We start from the raw sequence: 14,435 nt of genomic DNA, 5'->3' as shown, positions 1-14,435 counted from the left end.
TTATGAATTGTCAGTTTTGCGAAACGTTTTCCGATTTGATCGTTATTTTATAGGATACATGATATACTCTTGTTACTTCTGACTTTTTTGTTTATATGGGAAGAAAATTTTTTATCTATTTGCGAAATAATGGAAATTACTAGAAGCCCAAAAGTTACCTATTCCATCCAAATAAGGAGTTTGACATGTTGAAACGTTCTCACAAAAAAAAGACGTACTTTTTATTTAGTACGGTAATAGCGCTCACGTTAACCGTTAACCCTTTTTTGGCTCAAGACAGCTATGGAGCACCCTCTAGCAACGCAACCACAAAAGCTAAATTAGAGCAAGCATTAAAAGATTACAATGCTGCAAAAACAAGTTATGAAAACGTTCAAAAGCAAATTTCTGCTACAGACAAAAAATTGAATGAAACATTTCAGCAATTAACCAAAGTACAAAATGAACAAGAACTCACAAAAAAACGATTGGATCAAGTATTGATTCGTTTGTATACTTCTGGTTCCAATAATATGGGAGTTCAGTTGTTTGGGTCTAAATCCTTTTCCGAATTTCTGGGAAGATTAGAAGGAATTCGCTTGTTGATGGAAAATGACTATCAAATATACCAACAGTATAAAAAGCAAACGGATCAAATCAAACAAAACCAAGAAAAGATAAAAAAAGAAGCAGCAGATTCGAAAGTACTCCTCACAACAGCAGAGAAAAACATGGATCAATTGGAATCCAAGTACAAAGCTTTGCAAACTACGCTTAAAAATGAACAAGCAAAAGCAGGTAAAAATCAACAGGCAAAAGCAGTAGCAAAAGCTATAGAAAAAACAATTACCAATACCTCCAAAACGAAAAACACTGATCCTCAAAAAGTAAAGGATACTGCATGGCTGAACAAAGCTAGGGCGATGATCGGAACCGTCCAATATAAATTTGGCGGTACGACATACCCATACTTTGATTGTTCTGGTTGGGTTCAATATGTTTTCCGTGAATACAGAGGAATAAAATTACCAAGGACATCATCCGCACAATCACAAGTTGGTACACCTGTTTCCAAAAGTAATCTCCAACCTGGTGACCTCATTTTCCTCCAAGGAACGTACAAAGGTGGTGTCTCCCACGTAGGTATTTACCTCGGTGATGGCTTATATATCTCCAATTCAAACGAGAAAAACGATCTGAGGATCGATTCTATTAACAAAACCTACACCAAGACTCACTATTGGGGTGCAAAAAGAGTAAATTAGTGTAAAAAACGCTGGACAAGTTCGTCCAGCGTTTTTCTTTTCATCTATTCATCTATCTATTTGCAATTAGTTGATTTTATGAAATAGGGAGCCCTAGACAACAATGTCGTCCAGAGCTTTTCCTCGCCCTAAGGAAAGGAAAATTTTACCCTTGGATCACCTCAGAGTTCCGAGATGGGCTTGAAGTTCCGCCGATCGTCCATCTCAAGGGAAGACTTAGCGAAGTACTTTTCGATTCGTACCGCTTTCAGTCCTTCTCCCGTGGATATGAAGTGATAGAGGCCAGCCTTCGACAGACACTTGTCCCCGATCCGAATCTCACCCCCTGCGCTGATTGCGACGATCGCGTAGTAGTAGTTGTACTCAGGGGTGTCCTCGTTCACGACGACCAGATCCACCCCATTGCAGGAGATGGTGTTGTCCATGTACCACCCACTGAACAGGCGGATTGTCCCAGTATCGACGCTCTTGAGAATCTCACACCCTTCACCGACGAAGTTCATCCCAGCATTTTCATCGACCACGGACGGCAGCCGATCGAAGCGCTTTGGACTGAAGATCTTCACGTTCTGGATCTTGGACCAGTAGTCGGCAACGAGATCAGTGACTCGCATAACGAAACTCCCTTATGGGATCCAACAGAGTTATTATCATAATAGCATAAATTGTTTAAGAGAATTACTATGAATAGGTGATGGTTCACTATATGATTAAATAAATATTTTTATTGCTATTTAGGGGTAAATCATGTATCTTATATAAGGTTTGCCTAAAAAATTTTGAGGGGGATTTGCTGTGAGTAATCGATTCGATGTAATCGTAGTAGGAGCAGGACCCGCTGGCATCTTTACCTGTTATGAACTCAGTTTAAAAATGCCTGACGCAAAAATACTGTTGATAGATAAAGGACATGACATTTACAAGCGTAACTGTCCCATACTAGAACATAAAATACAAAAATGCCCGCCAGCAACTCAAAAGAAAGATTTTGCTGGGTGTCTGCCAGCTTGCTCGATCACCAATGGATTTGGCGGTGCTGGTGCTTACTCGGACGGAAAGTTCAACATCACCAGTGAATTTGGCGGGTGGATGACAGATTTTCTTCCCAATGATCAAGTAGTGGAGTTAATCCGTTATGTGGACAATATCAACTTGGAACACGGTGCAACCGATTCCATTACTGATCCATTAACAGAAGAAGTACGCGAGATTGAACGAAGAGGTGCTGCAGTTGGTTTAAAATTGCTGCGTGCGCAGGTGCGTCACCTTGGAACGGAACAAAATCTCTCCATCCTCGCAAGTATTTTCCGTTACTTGGAAAATAAAATAGATATGCGGTTTAAAACAGAAGTCGCAGATATTGTGACCGAGAAAAAAGACGGAAAACATGTCATTTCTGGTGTAGAACTGAAAGATGGCACTGTGCTAGCTTCTGAGAAAGTAGTTATTGTTCCCGGACGAGATGGTTCCAAATGGCTATCTAACTTAATGAAAAAGCGACGCTTACAAATGTATTCCAATCAGGTAGATATCGGCGTTCGTGTGGAGACATCCGATATTGTCATGGGTGAAATCAACAAACATCTCTACGAAGGTAAATTTATTTATAACACTTCCATCGGCACACGAGTACGTACTTTTTGCAGCAATCCTTCTGGACATGTTGTAGTAGAAAACCATTCTGGCATTATGTTGGCAAATGGTCACTCCTATAAAGATCCCAATCTCGGCAGTGCAAACACCAACTTTGCTCTCCTTGTATCTCATCAATTTACGGAACCATTTAATCAACCAACGGAATATGCTCATGAGATATCTCGCTTAGCGAATCAATTGTCCAATGGAGGACTCATCGTTCAGAAATATGGAGATATTCAAAAAGGTCGTCGTTCCACAAATAAACGAATCAAAGAAGGATTTATTCAACCAACTTTAAAAGAAGCTGTACCTGGTGATCTTGGTTACGTTCTACCAGCTCATACACTAAACAGTTTAAGAGAGATGATGGAAGCATTGGATCATGTTACTCCTGGTATCGCTTCTGAACATACCCTCTTTTATGGTGTAGAAGCAAAGTTCTACTCCGCTCGACCTAAATTAAATGATCGATTTGAGTCCGAGATCACAGGTCTTTACCTTGGTGGAGATGGCGCAGGTATCACACGGGGATTAGCACAAGCTGGAGCATGTGGAGTCTGGATCGCAAGAGACATCACAACGAAGTTACATTCATAAAACGAGATCATAAAAATGGTGGAACGTTCCATTCTTATATGGGTCGTTCTCTTTTCTTATCTAGAAAGTAAGATAAGAACCATCAACATATTAGTTTGATAGTTCCGGTTCTTTGCTCCTTGAATGAAGTAATACTACACCACCAATGATAAGGATCAGACCAATCAATGTATAGAAATTAAAACTGTCTTTCCATAGAATAACTCCAAGTAAAGCTGTCAGAGCTGTACCAACTCCGGACCATATCGCATAAGCCAAACTCAACGGGATGGTTTTCAAACATACAGATAAAAAATAAAATGCAATTCCAAATCCAACTACTACTCCTATAGATGGTAAAAGATGAGTCAAACCTTCTGATGACTTGAGCATCGTAGTTCCAAATAATTCACCTATAATCGAAATTGCTAACGCGAAATAACCTTTCATGAAGAAAACCTCCATTTTACACTTAGTGAGCTCCAGTTGAGAGTTTCAGCACAATAACTCCACCTATAATAAGCACCAAACCTAACACTTTTTTGAGATTTACTTTTTCTTTCCATACCATTACCCCAACTAAGAAGGTTAAAGCTGTCCCGGTTCCAGCCCATATCGCATATGCTGTGCCTAAAGGAATGCTTTTTAAAGCAATAGATAAGGAAAAAAACGCTATACCCATCCCTGCTACTACTCCAATGGATGGCAATATCTTTTTAAACCCTTGTGAAACCTTAAGCATCGAACTGCCAAATACTTCTGCTAAAATAGCAACTGCCAAAATGATGAATGGATTCATTGTTTACCTCCGTTTAGGAAACCTTCACTCATATCTCTTTCTTGTTTTCTCTCGGCCAAATCGTATAACTAAAACTGATCAGAAAATCAATTACAAGGATAATGGTCCACAAGCTGATCGTGTACATCAGTTGACTTGTCCTGCTCTCATCTCCTGTGACCCATATCAATATACTTAACAAACCACAGCCGATCATCCATGCGAATAAGTGCTGAATCCATTGTTTTCGTTCTTTTTTCGCATGAGTTTTGCCATACTTTGGTGGCTTTTGTGGCTCTGGACCATTGTTATAACGGTGTGCAAATCTTTTATCCGCCCAATCAATCATTGATTTTCCAAAAACAAAGGTTACACCAATATAAATCGCAGCTAATCCGTGAACAAAATTTGCAGTTCCTCCATTTCTAAGATCAACTATTGTTACAAGGAGAATCACTAGATCCACTATAGGTGTACTCCATAGAAAAAAAGCACCAAGTTTCTTTTTTTGGAATATATATCGGCAGACCAAACCACCTAATACCAATACCCAAAACATAATTTCGCCTGCAATAATAAACATAGCAAGCACGAACTTTAACCTCCTTTTATAGCACGATCGTATCATAAAGTTATAGTACAATTGTACCATAAAATCACAAGAAGAAAACATGTCATTGGGATCTGGGAGGCATTATTTTTTGACGATGAACCAGCAATAGTATCGTAATAGATGATCGATTTTTCTTATTAAGGAAAAATTTGTATATAAGTGCAAAAAAGCATATGTATGTCTAGATAAAAGTAAATCATCCTATTGGATAAGTTCACGATGTCCCAAAAGGAAATAACTTAGGCTCCTCCTTTCTAACCCTTGTAGAGCCTGTCGCATTCTTCGTATCTAAAACGCAGATGTGCACCTCAGACAAGGTCACAAGTCTCGCTTGAGTGAATGGATCGTCCTTTGTGTTTTTCCACAACAGACGCGGAAAACATAGAGCAACTTGCCGCTAAAGTGGCATAGTGCGACTTGTGCCTTAGATGCACATACATCAAGCGACTTTATACCGTTTTCTAATTTATTTATGCAACATCCTCTTGTAGCTAAAATGTATCCACATCCAAATGAAAGGTTTCTTTTAAGCCAATCTTTCCTTGATCGGTAATTTTTACAGCACGGCTAGAGGGGGATTGGACGATCCATTTGGATGCAAAAAAATAATTACATAATGCATTTCCCAGTGCACCTGCAAGATGATGCTGCCTTTCACTCCAGTCTAAACAAGCTCTGCAAAATACCCGGCGCTTTTTTCTTAAAGTAGGTAAATCCAATCCCAGATCAGCAAAAAAGTGCTCTCCTCGCTTCGTTACAAACAATTGTTCCTTATGTTTTGCTATAAATCCAAAATAGGGAATTGGTTAATAGAACTCCTAATTTTCCAGCTAAATGATCATAACAAGTTCTCGCATGAGAAAGAGCATTCATTTCAACCGACTGATGAAGTGATTTTATTTCCGCAGGTCTAGATATCGTTAACAAAGACTCTACTATCTGGGCAATATGAGAATTAGCAAGTTGAAAATAGCGATGTCGACCATGTTTTTCTACAACCACTAGTTTACTCGATACTAGTTTCGCAAGATGAAAACTTGCTGTCTGAGGTTGAATACCAGCCATCCATGCAAGCTCGCTTGCTGTATGAAATCTTCCATCCATCAGTCGAATCATAATTGCAGCTCGAGAACGTTCACCTAAAAGAGATGCTATTTCTGCTATATTTGGATTTGTACTCATTTTCTTTTCCATCCTTTTTGTATTCCATACTTCGATGTTAATCGAAGTTTTTATAATTTACAATAATTGTATCTCTTCCATGCATATTTCTAAAGAAAAAAGGAGTAATGAAGATGGAAAATCACATGTTAAAAAACGCTACATTTCGAAATTTACATTCCGATTTTTTTATTTTACCGAATGCATGGGATGCGATCAGCGCAAAGATATTGGAAGAATGTGGTTTTAAAGCAATAGGTACAACGAGTGCTGGCATAGCTGCTTCATCGGGATATCAAGATAGAAAGATACCTTTCCAAACAGCAATTGCCACCATTGAACAAATTATCAAAGCCGTAGATGTACCTGTCACGGTAGACATGGAAGATGGGTATGGGGAAAGCATACAGGAGATTTTACAAAATGTAAGACAAATGATCTTGATCGGCGCAACAGGTATTAATCTCGAGGATAGTACTATGGATTCAAAAGATCCTCTATATGATATTTCCGTACAGCAAAAAAAAATTGCAGCAATCAAGGAACTCTGTATAAAAGAGGGGATCCCGATCTTTCTAAATGCCTGCACAGATCTGTATTGGTGTAACATAGGTGATCCTTCGCTTCGTATTCACAAAATGATCAAACGAGCAAAAGCCTATGAAAAAGCGGGTGCTGACGGTATATTCGTTCCTGGTATAAGCAGTATAGAAGAAATTCAACTGTTAAGGAGCGAAGTTTCCTGTCCCATAAATCTATTAGCTGCTGCTAATACTCCTTCTATTTCCAAACTGAAGGAAATCGGTATCCAAAGAGTCAGTTGTGGGTCGGCACCATTTCGAGCAACTATGACTTTCTTAAAAAATGCAGGAGAACAATTATTGAATCATGGAAACTTTCTTCCAATAACCTCAGATGTACTTTCTTATCAGGAAGTCGATCATTTATTTTCTGTTAGAAAAGAAACGTAAATCCGACATCCCCTATGACATGAAAAAAGCGGTTGTCCAAAAGACTTGACCGCTTTTCTTCTTTTTATGTACAAATGATTACACAGTTGAAGACAGCTCGGCTTGATAGCCGTTAACCATAACATCCAGTCTACCTGATTTTGGATCGATCACTAATCCATGGACAGGTATATCTCTGGGCAATAGCGGATGTTTGCGAATAAGTTCCACACTGTGTTTCACACTGTCTTCGACACAATCAAAGCCACGTAAAAACTTTTCAAAATCCACTCCAGCATAATTTAGCATATCTAAGCTCTCTTGGCTTACTCCACGATCCTTCATTTTCTTCAACGTATTTTGAGCTTCTAAGCTTGCCATTCCACAATCGTAGTGACCTACCACACAAACTTCGTCCGCTCCAAGCTCATAGACAGCAACAAGAATACTTCGCATAATACTGCCAAATGGATGTGACACGATTGCACCAGCGGTTTTAACGATTTTTACATCACCATTGGCAACATCCATCGCCTTTGGTAGCAATTCTACTAAACGAGTATCCATACAAGAAACAACCACTAATCGTTTATTGGGAAATTTAGATGTTTGAAACTTTTCATATTCTTTATTTTCGACAAATTGTTTATTATGAGCTAAAATTCCATCTAAAAGATTCAACGTAAATCCTCCTCTTTCTACAGTCCTTTTTAATTTGTATCATCATACTACAGTCACCAAGAACATCGAATGTTCTTGAATAAGCATACTCGATTCCAAAAAATGCAACAATGATTTTTGGCAGACATTAAATGGGATACCAGAAACTTCGATATCACTGATGCACTTCCTTCTCCCCCTTCACATGCTTTCTAACCGAAAAGAGGGATTGCTCTCATTTTCTCACTAATTTTACATTCAGTCTAGCAACCTTTAGGGGTTGTTCTCAAAAAAGTCAAAAGCTAGCACCTAAATGCTAGCTTCTTATTTAGAAACAAATCAAAAATGGAAGAAAGAAAAGAAACGGGATAAAGATAGGAAAAAGCGGAAAAAACCGTTGTGCATCTACTTTTCCTTTCTTCTTCTCAGCCTGTACTGGAATAAATACAATACCCTTTTGATGCAAGGTTTGAATCGTTCCATAAATTACTTTTCCATTTTTTAATACCAATTTCATAGGCTTACCGATATGCTTTGCACTCAATTGGTGATGAGGGAGATATTGCAGAGAACTCATATTGTCCCTCCTATCTTACAGATTTCTACTAATATATGAAAATCGATAAGGAAAGGAAACAAGTATAAGTCTACTTTCTACGTCACTTTCCTACTTTTGTACATCAAAGTAAGAGCACCCACTAATATTGCCCCTTTCACAATATCTTGTGCATAGTAAGGAACATTTAACATGGTTAGACCGTTTAGCAATATACCAATGAGAACAGAACCGACAAACGTTCCTAATACATTTGGTTTATTTGCACCAAATACCGAATACCCGATGAGCGCAGCCGCTACAGAATCCATTAACAAAGATGCGCCAGCAGATACTTGTCCAGTACCAATACGGGAAGCCAACACAATACCAGCTATACTAGCAAATAAGCCACTTAGCGCATAAGCATACGCTTTATAGCGTTTTACTGGTACACCAGAAAGTCTCGCTGCTTCCTCATTACCACCTGTAACATAAAGGAGTCTACCAAATTTGGTATAGTTTAAACAAAGATGAACGGTGATAACGAAGAAAAACATAATAATAACGGGAAATGGAACAGAAAATAACTCCCCTTGTCCAATAAATAAAAATGATGGCAATATCTTGCCAGGAGCTAGGGTCCCGTCTTGCAAAGGCATATTATTATAGACACTATAACCTTTGGTTATGGTGAGATGCAGACCATTTATCATGTACATCATGCCAAGTGTCGCTAACATATCTGGAAGACGAATCTTCACTATTAAAAATGAATTAATTAAGCCAACTAACAATCCTATTACAAGTGGAATACAAATTGCTACTACTGTTTCTTGACGAAACCACACCATCGCTATTGTACTAGATATAGTTGCTAGACTTACCGTAGAACCTACGGATAGATCAAAACCATTGACGATGAGAGACAGCGTTACTCCAATTGCTACTAAAGTTGTGATGGAGATCGCTCGCAAAATATCTGTCCAGTTTTTATAAGTAAAAAATTCCCCTGATAATACGCTAAATAGGAGAACAATCACTAAAATAGCAAGGACGGTACCATATTTAGTTAACAAATGAAATAATATATCTTTGCTCTTCTTTTGCTTCTTAGGAAGTTCGGCTACCTTGATGCTTTGTTCCACCTTGTATTCCCCCCGTTGCCAATGACATTAATTCCTCTAATGTGGTCTCATTTATCCTTCTTTCAGCAATAAACTGACCATCATATAACACAAGTATTCGATCTGATACTGTGAGCAACTCATTCAATTCATTACTAAAATATAAAATTCCTTTATTCTCTTCTGCTAATGAAGAAATAATAGAAAAAACATCTACTTTTGCCCCGATATCGATTCCTTTTGTCGGTTCATCAAAGAGAAAAACAGATGCTCCTGTATCCAGCCACTTGCCGATCGATACCTTTTGCTGGTTTCCTCCGCTGAGCAGTCGAGCTGTCTGCATAGGAGAAGATGCCCGAATCCCTAGTTTTTCCACTACCTCTTTGGCTAACCTTCGCTCTTTTTGACGATCTAACCAGCCGATTTTCGTCATTTTATGAATGTGTGGAAGGGAAAGATTTTGATCAATCGGGAAATCGATGAGAATCCCTTCCTTTCGACGTTCTTCTGGAATCAGGCAGAGACCTGCTTCCATTGCTTTTCTGGGATGTTTTATCATCCATTGTTTTCCCTTGATCGTCACTGGGTTTGAGCTGGGATCTTGGCCAACTAATGCTCTGGCTATCTCGGTCTTCCCTGCTCCTACTAATCCTGCAATACCTAACACTTCCCCTTCATGCAAAGTGAAAGAGATATTTTTTGCTAATTTGGGAACATAAAATTGATTGGCTTGCAACAAAGGCGTCTCCCTTATTCTGGGTTCCTTTTCTTTCAAAGTAGCCAACTGTTTTCCGAGCATTGCTTGCACAATTTGATCATCGGTCTGTAGAGACACAGCACTTTGAAGGACAGTTTTCCCTTCCCGCAACACCGTAATCTGATCACAAATAGCTCGGATCTCTGGCAAACGATGAGAAATGAAGATGATCCCAACACCACTTTCTTTCAAGCGACGCATCACTTGAAACAATGTAGTAGTTTCTGTTTCACTAAGTGGAGCAGTGGGCTCATCCAAAATAAGAAATTGTACATTTCGGCTCAATGCTTGGGCAATCACGATTTGCTGTTTTTCACTCAGGCTACAATCGGAAACGAGACGATCAACAGCGATCTCCAAGCCAACTTGCTGCAAGAGCTGTTTAGCACGTTCTTTTCTCTTTTTCCAATTCACAAAAGCAGAGCCTTTCATCCATTCATGGATGGTCACATTTTCAGCTACGGTAAGCTCTGGAAATAGAGCAGTATCTACTTCTTGGACAACAATCCCGATTCCAGCCGCTATCGCTTTATGTGGAGAAGAGAGCGATACTTGCCGCTCTCCTATCCAGATTTCACCGCTATCTGCCTTCATTTGACCAGATAAAATTTTCACTAGCGTACTTTTTCCTGCTCCATTCACTCCTAACAGTGCATGAATCTCTCCTTTTTCAACCGTAAAATCTACTTCTTTGAGGACAGCGTTCTCATGAAACGATTTTACGATTCTTTTCATCCGGAGTGTCATTTTTTATTCTCCTTTGCTAACTTTTCCATCCAAGGAGAAGTTGCAGTTTGCGTCGAACCCCACGATTGAATGTACTTGCCCAATTGGTTCATCGTTATCGATTGACTTGGTAAGTTTTTCTTTTCCACTAAATGAGGCTCCACACTATAAACTTGCGGCACTGACTCGCCTGCAATTTTTTGATACAAGAAGCGAACTTGAATTTTACCCATTTCCGTTGGATTTGTAGCAGTTGTTGCTACCCAAGGGCTATTCTTTTGTTGGATCATTTGGAGATCTTCATCGCTTAAGTCAATCCCATATACTTTGATCTCATTGCGACCTGCTTGTTGGATAGCTCTTGTTACTCCTTTGGCAAATTCATCCCAAGGAGCAAAAACCGCATCGATTTGACCTTTTGGATATTTTTGTAGAATCGCTTCCATCTGTGTCTGTGTATCAAGTGCTGTATTGTTGGTTGCATTGCCAAACTTCGCTATTTCCTTGATATCTGGATAACGCTGTTTAAATGCGTTATAAATCACGTTGCGATTTTCCATGGGTGCAAATCCACCAACCCACACATAAACGATATTTCCTTTTCCATTTAAATCTTGTGCGAGAGTTCGAAGCGAATTCCAAGCTAGGGAGAAATCATCCTGATCGATAACGGTTACACCTGGAATGCGGAGATCGTTATCAAAAGCGATAACGGGAATACCAGCTTCAATCGCCTTCTTCACACTTGGCAGCAACGCATCTGCTCGACCATGATCCAGTAAGATGCCATCTACTTTCTGACTGACAGCAGTATCAATATAAGAGGCCATTTTGGCTAAATCATTATCAGAATTATAGACTTGCACTTCTCCGCCAAACTGCTTTACTTGTGCCTGAACCCCAGCAATATACTGACTTGAAAAAGTTCCGATCGATAGTTGTGAGATTGCAGCGATTTTAAGAGGTTTCTTTAACTTCTCTGGTATTTCGGTGTTATTGCTTGTTGTGGATGTTTTTTCAGTAGAATTATTAGCAGAATCATTATTTGTAGATTGGTTTACTTGGTTTTGTTCATTGGAACAAGCCGTAAGAGCTAGGATCACTGCAAGAAATAGCCCTAACCATTTTGCACGTTTCATGTTGAACGCTCCTTTGTTTTCAGCTCGATGAGCTTCTCTAAGTTGTCTGGTGCAAATATTCCATGTTCGGTAATGAAGGCTGTAATATAGGATGCTGGTGTAATATCGAATGCTGGGTTGAACACTTTGGTATTTGCTGGAGCTGTTGCTATCTGTCCAATATGAGAAACTTCTTCATCTGCTCGTTCTTCTATCGGAATCTCCTCTCCTGTAAGTGTTTGAAAATCAAAAGTAGATAGAGGAGCAGCCACATAGAAAGGAATGTGTAGCGATTTTGCTTGCAAAGCAAGCCCAAATGTACCGATTTTATTTGCGACATCACCATTTTTGGCAACGCGATCACAACCAACAATCACCGCATCTATATTTTTGGTTCGCATCGTATGTGCTGCCATGTTATCAGTGATAAGGGTTACATCAATATCTGCTTGTTGCAATTCCCACGTAGTTAGTCTTGCTCCTTGCAAGAGTGGACGCGTCTCACAAGCATAAATATGTAAGTTCCATCCTGCTTCTTTCGCTAAATAAAACGGAGCTAGAGCAGTACCATATCTCGCTGTCGCAATACTCCCTGCATTGCAAATGGTCATGATGTTTTGCTCATCTGAAAACAATGTCAGTCCATGCTCGCCGATTCTCCTACAAATCTCTTCATCTTCTGCTTGAATCTCTAATGCCTCCTTTTCAATCAAAATTTTTGCTTCCCTGACACTACTCGCTCGTTTAGCTTGATCTACAACACGAGCCAAAGCCCAAAAGAGGTTTACAGCGGTAGGTCGGGAACTAGCAAGCTGTGATTTTGCGCGATGCAATGCCTTTAAAAAAGAAGGAAGGTCAGATGACTGCCAATGATTTGCCCAGAGGGCTAGGCCAAAGGCAGCAGCAATACCAATTGCTGGTGCTCCTCTGACCTGAAGTTGATGAATAGCATGCCATACATCATTGATAGTGGATAAACGGACATATTCCATCTTTTGTGGAAGCAATCGCTGATCCAGTAAGGAGATATGATCTTTGTTGTAGATTACTGATATGATTGAGTTTTTTTGCTCGGCAACGATCATGTTCACAACTCCTGTATCCAAGATAAGAAAGCATTGATGCCTTTGATTTCATTTCTGTTTTTAATGAGTGCAGCTCCAGATGTGAGTGCTTTTTGTTTTAAGTCAATTTGCACTGGGGCATCCTCGATTGTATTTAGGTCTGCAACTTGTGCTAAACCAATTGTCCTACGTACCATCTCACAGCCTGCGAAACCAAGTGTATCTCGCCAAACCTTATCGACAAACTCTTCTGCTACACCTTTAATACTGGAAAAAGTAAAATGACCTTTTGTTTTGCATAGCTCTAAAAACTGAGTCGCAAATGTCTCCCATGTCTGTTTCCATGTGTCGGATAAGAAATCACGAAACACTTGTAAATCTGCTTTTTCCTTCATATGCGCTTCTTGGGATAAGTAATTGAGCAACAGATTAGCTAAAAATGAACCTAGATCAAATCCAATAGGTCCGACAAACGCAAACTCGGGATCGATCACTTTCGTGGAATTTGCTGTCACAAATATACTTCCTGAGTGAAGATCACCATGGAGTAGTGCTTCTGCTTCTGTTAAAAATTGAAGTTTTAGCTTCGCTGCTTCCCTTTTCAGTTCTTCATCTTGCCAAAACTGCGTAACAAACGGGCGGATTTCATCCGATATCTCATTGGTATCATGATCAAAGAACGGATCTGTGAATACTAGGTCTTCTGTAATTTTGCATAATTCCGGATTGAGGAAATCTTTCACCAATGCTTTTTTGGTAAAGGGATGAAGATAAAAGTCACTGGTATGGAATAACGTCTGCGCCGTATAGGTTCCAATATCTTTTCCCAAATTGGGGTATTGGTTTCCATTGATTAAAGCTGAGCGCAGGATTTCGTGTGATGATAGATCTTCCATGACGGTATATGCCATTTCCATGTCATGATGGTAAACCACTGGAACGAGATTGGGCACAACTTCAGCTGCTTTTTGAAGTGATTGATATTCTATCTTTGCTCGGTCCAATGTAAGCGGCCAACTTTCGCCAACCACTTTGGCATAAGGGAGTGCTTGTTTGACAATCAACGACTTCCCTGTGGCTGGTTCCTCTAGCAAGAAAACATAGTTAAGATTTCCATCTCCAATCTCAGATACTTGCAATTGTTCAACATCTTCAAAATACTGGAGCTGTTCCACTGCGCTCCGCACTGTATCTACTGTAAGTGCTCGATAGGAACGCTCCTGAGTTGGTACCATCTATTGACCACCTCTCCTTTTTATAAAACAAAATCAAAAAACCTCTTTCTGCGCGAAAGAGGCTCGGAATAGTCCAAACCTCTTATCTCACAGAAACTTGTTCTGTTGGACTTAGCACCGTGCCATGCGTGGATAAATCTCCACGGCCCCTGCTGTAAAACAGAGCCCCATCTTACGATGGTATTACGGTCGGTTGCTGGGCTTCATCGGGCCATTTCCCTCCACCTACTCTTGATAAGAGATAGCTACCTAT

The 14,435-nt window shown here is 39.7% G+C and carries 14 protein-coding genes, 1 pseudogene and 1 riboswitch; of the genes and pseudogenes, 3 read left to right on the top strand and 12 right to left on the bottom strand.

The genetic code is table 11. From position 1 onward, the window contains the following. Window positions 1-185: 185 nt before the first annotated feature. A complete protein-coding gene (locus GSM42_RS08350; RefSeq protein WP_160801083.1) occupies window positions 186-1,244 on the top strand; it encodes a C40 family peptidase in 1,059 nt (352 codons plus the stop codon). A 161-nt stretch (window positions 1,245-1,405) separates the two neighbouring features. Here GSM42_RS08350 and GSM42_RS08345 read toward each other — a convergent pair whose 3' ends face one another. Beyond that, window positions 1,406-1,858: a hypothetical protein gene (locus tag GSM42_RS08345; protein ID WP_160801082.1), complete on the bottom strand. Its 453-nt coding sequence runs from the start codon at window positions 1,856-1,858 to the stop codon at window positions 1,406-1,408. Window positions 1,859-2,039: 181 nt separating this feature from the next. Between GSM42_RS08345 and GSM42_RS20555 the strand changes: the two genes are divergently transcribed. Further along, window positions 2,040-3,479 (top strand): NAD(P)/FAD-dependent oxidoreductase, encoded by a 1,440-nt coding sequence (locus tag GSM42_RS20555; protein WP_338055271.1) that lies wholly within the window; start codon window positions 2,040-2,042, stop codon window positions 3,477-3,479. Window positions 3,480-3,569: 90 nt separating this feature from the next. Here GSM42_RS20555 and GSM42_RS08335 read toward each other — a convergent pair whose 3' ends face one another. The 4 genes and pseudogenes from GSM42_RS08335 to GSM42_RS08320 form a co-directional block, all read right to left on the bottom strand. Then, window positions 3,570-3,908 (bottom strand): DMT family transporter, encoded by a 339-nt coding sequence (locus tag GSM42_RS08335; protein WP_160801081.1) that lies wholly within the window; start codon window positions 3,906-3,908, stop codon window positions 3,570-3,572. 22 nt (window positions 3,909-3,930) lie between these two features. Then, on the bottom strand, window positions 3,931-4,257 hold the full coding sequence (locus tag GSM42_RS08330; RefSeq protein ID WP_160801080.1) for a DMT family transporter: 327 nt from the start codon (window positions 4,255-4,257) through the stop codon (window positions 3,931-3,933). Between the two features lie 28 nt (window positions 4,258-4,285). Continuing rightward, window positions 4,286-4,819 (bottom strand): hypothetical protein, encoded by a 534-nt coding sequence (locus GSM42_RS08325; RefSeq protein WP_237446527.1) that lies wholly within the window; start codon window positions 4,817-4,819, stop codon window positions 4,286-4,288. Window positions 4,820-5,340: 521 nt separating this feature from the next. Further along, window positions 5,341-6,031, bottom strand: a pseudogene (locus tag GSM42_RS08320) (ArsR/SmtB family transcription factor). A 113-nt stretch (window positions 6,032-6,144) separates the two neighbouring features. Here GSM42_RS08320 and GSM42_RS08315 point away from each other — a divergent pair. After that, window positions 6,145-6,981 carry an isocitrate lyase/PEP mutase family protein gene (locus GSM42_RS08315; RefSeq protein ID WP_237446515.1) on the top strand — a complete coding sequence of 279 codons (837 nt, stop codon included), beginning with the start codon at window positions 6,145-6,147 and terminating at the stop codon, window positions 6,979-6,981. A 78-nt stretch (window positions 6,982-7,059) separates the two neighbouring features. Here GSM42_RS08315 and GSM42_RS08310 read toward each other — a convergent pair whose 3' ends face one another. The 7 genes from GSM42_RS08310 to mtnK all read right to left on the bottom strand — a co-directional run bounded on the left by GSM42_RS08310 (window position 7,060) and on the right by mtnK (window position 14,182). After that, window positions 7,060-7,641 carry a beta-class carbonic anhydrase gene (locus GSM42_RS08310; protein WP_160801077.1) on the bottom strand — a complete coding sequence of 194 codons (582 nt, stop codon included), beginning with the start codon at window positions 7,639-7,641 and terminating at the stop codon, window positions 7,060-7,062. Window positions 7,642-7,948: 307 nt separating this feature from the next. Continuing rightward, window positions 7,949-8,197, bottom strand: coding sequence for a hypothetical protein (locus tag GSM42_RS08305; protein ID WP_160801076.1), 249 nt, complete (start codon window positions 8,195-8,197; stop codon window positions 7,949-7,951). Between the two features lie 77 nt (window positions 8,198-8,274). Further along, a complete protein-coding gene (locus tag GSM42_RS08300) occupies window positions 8,275-9,246 on the bottom strand; it encodes an ABC transporter permease (RefSeq protein WP_420820980.1) in 972 nt (323 codons plus the stop codon). A 22-nt stretch (window positions 9,247-9,268) separates the two neighbouring features. Then, on the bottom strand, window positions 9,269-10,786 hold the full coding sequence (locus GSM42_RS08295) for a sugar ABC transporter ATP-binding protein (protein ID WP_160801075.1): 1,518 nt from the start codon (window positions 10,784-10,786) through the stop codon (window positions 9,269-9,271). Then, window positions 10,783-11,904 carry a sugar ABC transporter substrate-binding protein gene (locus GSM42_RS08290; RefSeq protein ID WP_160801074.1) on the bottom strand — a complete coding sequence of 374 codons (1,122 nt, stop codon included), beginning with the start codon at window positions 11,902-11,904 and terminating at the stop codon, window positions 10,783-10,785. Before GSM42_RS08290 ends, GSM42_RS08295 begins: the two co-directional genes overlap by 4 nt. Then, complete coding sequence (gene mtnA, locus GSM42_RS08285; RefSeq protein ID WP_160801073.1) at window positions 11,901-12,968, bottom strand: S-methyl-5-thioribose-1-phosphate isomerase; 1,068 nt, start codon at window positions 12,966-12,968, stop codon at window positions 11,901-11,903. The genes GSM42_RS08290 and mtnA overlap by 4 nt, the downstream gene beginning before the upstream one ends. A 2-nt stretch (window positions 12,969-12,970) precedes the next feature. Then, window positions 12,971-14,182 (bottom strand): S-methyl-5-thioribose kinase, encoded by a 1,212-nt coding sequence (mtnK, locus tag GSM42_RS08280; RefSeq protein ID WP_160801072.1) that lies wholly within the window; start codon window positions 14,180-14,182, stop codon window positions 12,971-12,973. A 79-nt stretch (window positions 14,183-14,261) separates the two neighbouring features. Next, window positions 14,262-14,423, bottom strand: a riboswitch (SAM riboswitch). Window positions 14,424-14,435 lie beyond the last annotated feature (12 nt).

This window comes from Shimazuella alba (assembly GCF_009831235.1).
GTDB classification, from domain to species: Bacteria; Bacillota; Bacilli; order Thermoactinomycetales; family Thermoactinomycetaceae; genus Shimazuella; species Shimazuella alba.
The sequence above is the reverse complement of the archived record's forward strand: the minus strand, read 5'-3'. Positions and strand labels throughout refer to the sequence as shown.

Bases quoted from the DNA above. Each gene is read 5' to 3' on its own strand.
- GSM42_RS08350 (WP_160801083.1), top strand. From the start codon at position 186: ATGTTGAAACGTTCTCACAAAAAAAAGACGTACTTTTTATTTAGTACG.
- GSM42_RS08345 (WP_160801082.1), bottom strand. From the start codon at position 1,858: ATGCGAGTCACTGATCTCGTTGCCGACTACTGGTCCAAGATCCAGAAC.
- GSM42_RS08335 (WP_160801081.1), bottom strand. From the start codon at position 3,908: ATGAAAGGTTATTTCGCGTTAGCAATTTCGATTATAGGTGAATTATTT.
- GSM42_RS08330 (WP_160801080.1), bottom strand. From the start codon at position 4,257: ATGAATCCATTCATCATTTTGGCAGTTGCTATTTTAGCAGAAGTATTT.
- GSM42_RS08325 (WP_237446527.1), bottom strand. From the start codon at position 4,819: ATGTTTATTATTGCAGGCGAAATTATGTTTTGGGTATTGGTATTAGGT.
- GSM42_RS08315 (WP_237446515.1), top strand. From the start codon at position 6,145: ATGGAAAATCACATGTTAAAAAACGCTACATTTCGAAATTTACATTCC.
- GSM42_RS08305 (WP_160801076.1), bottom strand. From the start codon at position 8,197: ATGAGTTCTCTGCAATATCTCCCTCATCACCAATTGAGTGCAAAGCAT.
- GSM42_RS08295 (WP_160801075.1), bottom strand. From the start codon at position 10,786: ATGACACTCCGGATGAAAAGAATCGTAAAATCGTTTCATGAGAACGCT.
- GSM42_RS08290 (WP_160801074.1), bottom strand. From the start codon at position 11,904: ATGAAACGTGCAAAATGGTTAGGGCTATTTCTTGCAGTGATCCTAGCT.
- mtnA (WP_160801073.1), bottom strand. From the start codon at position 12,968: ATGATCGTTGCCGAGCAAAAAAACTCAATCATATCAGTAATCTACAAC.
- mtnK (WP_160801072.1), bottom strand. From the start codon at position 14,182: ATGGTACCAACTCAGGAGCGTTCCTATCGAGCACTTACAGTAGATACA.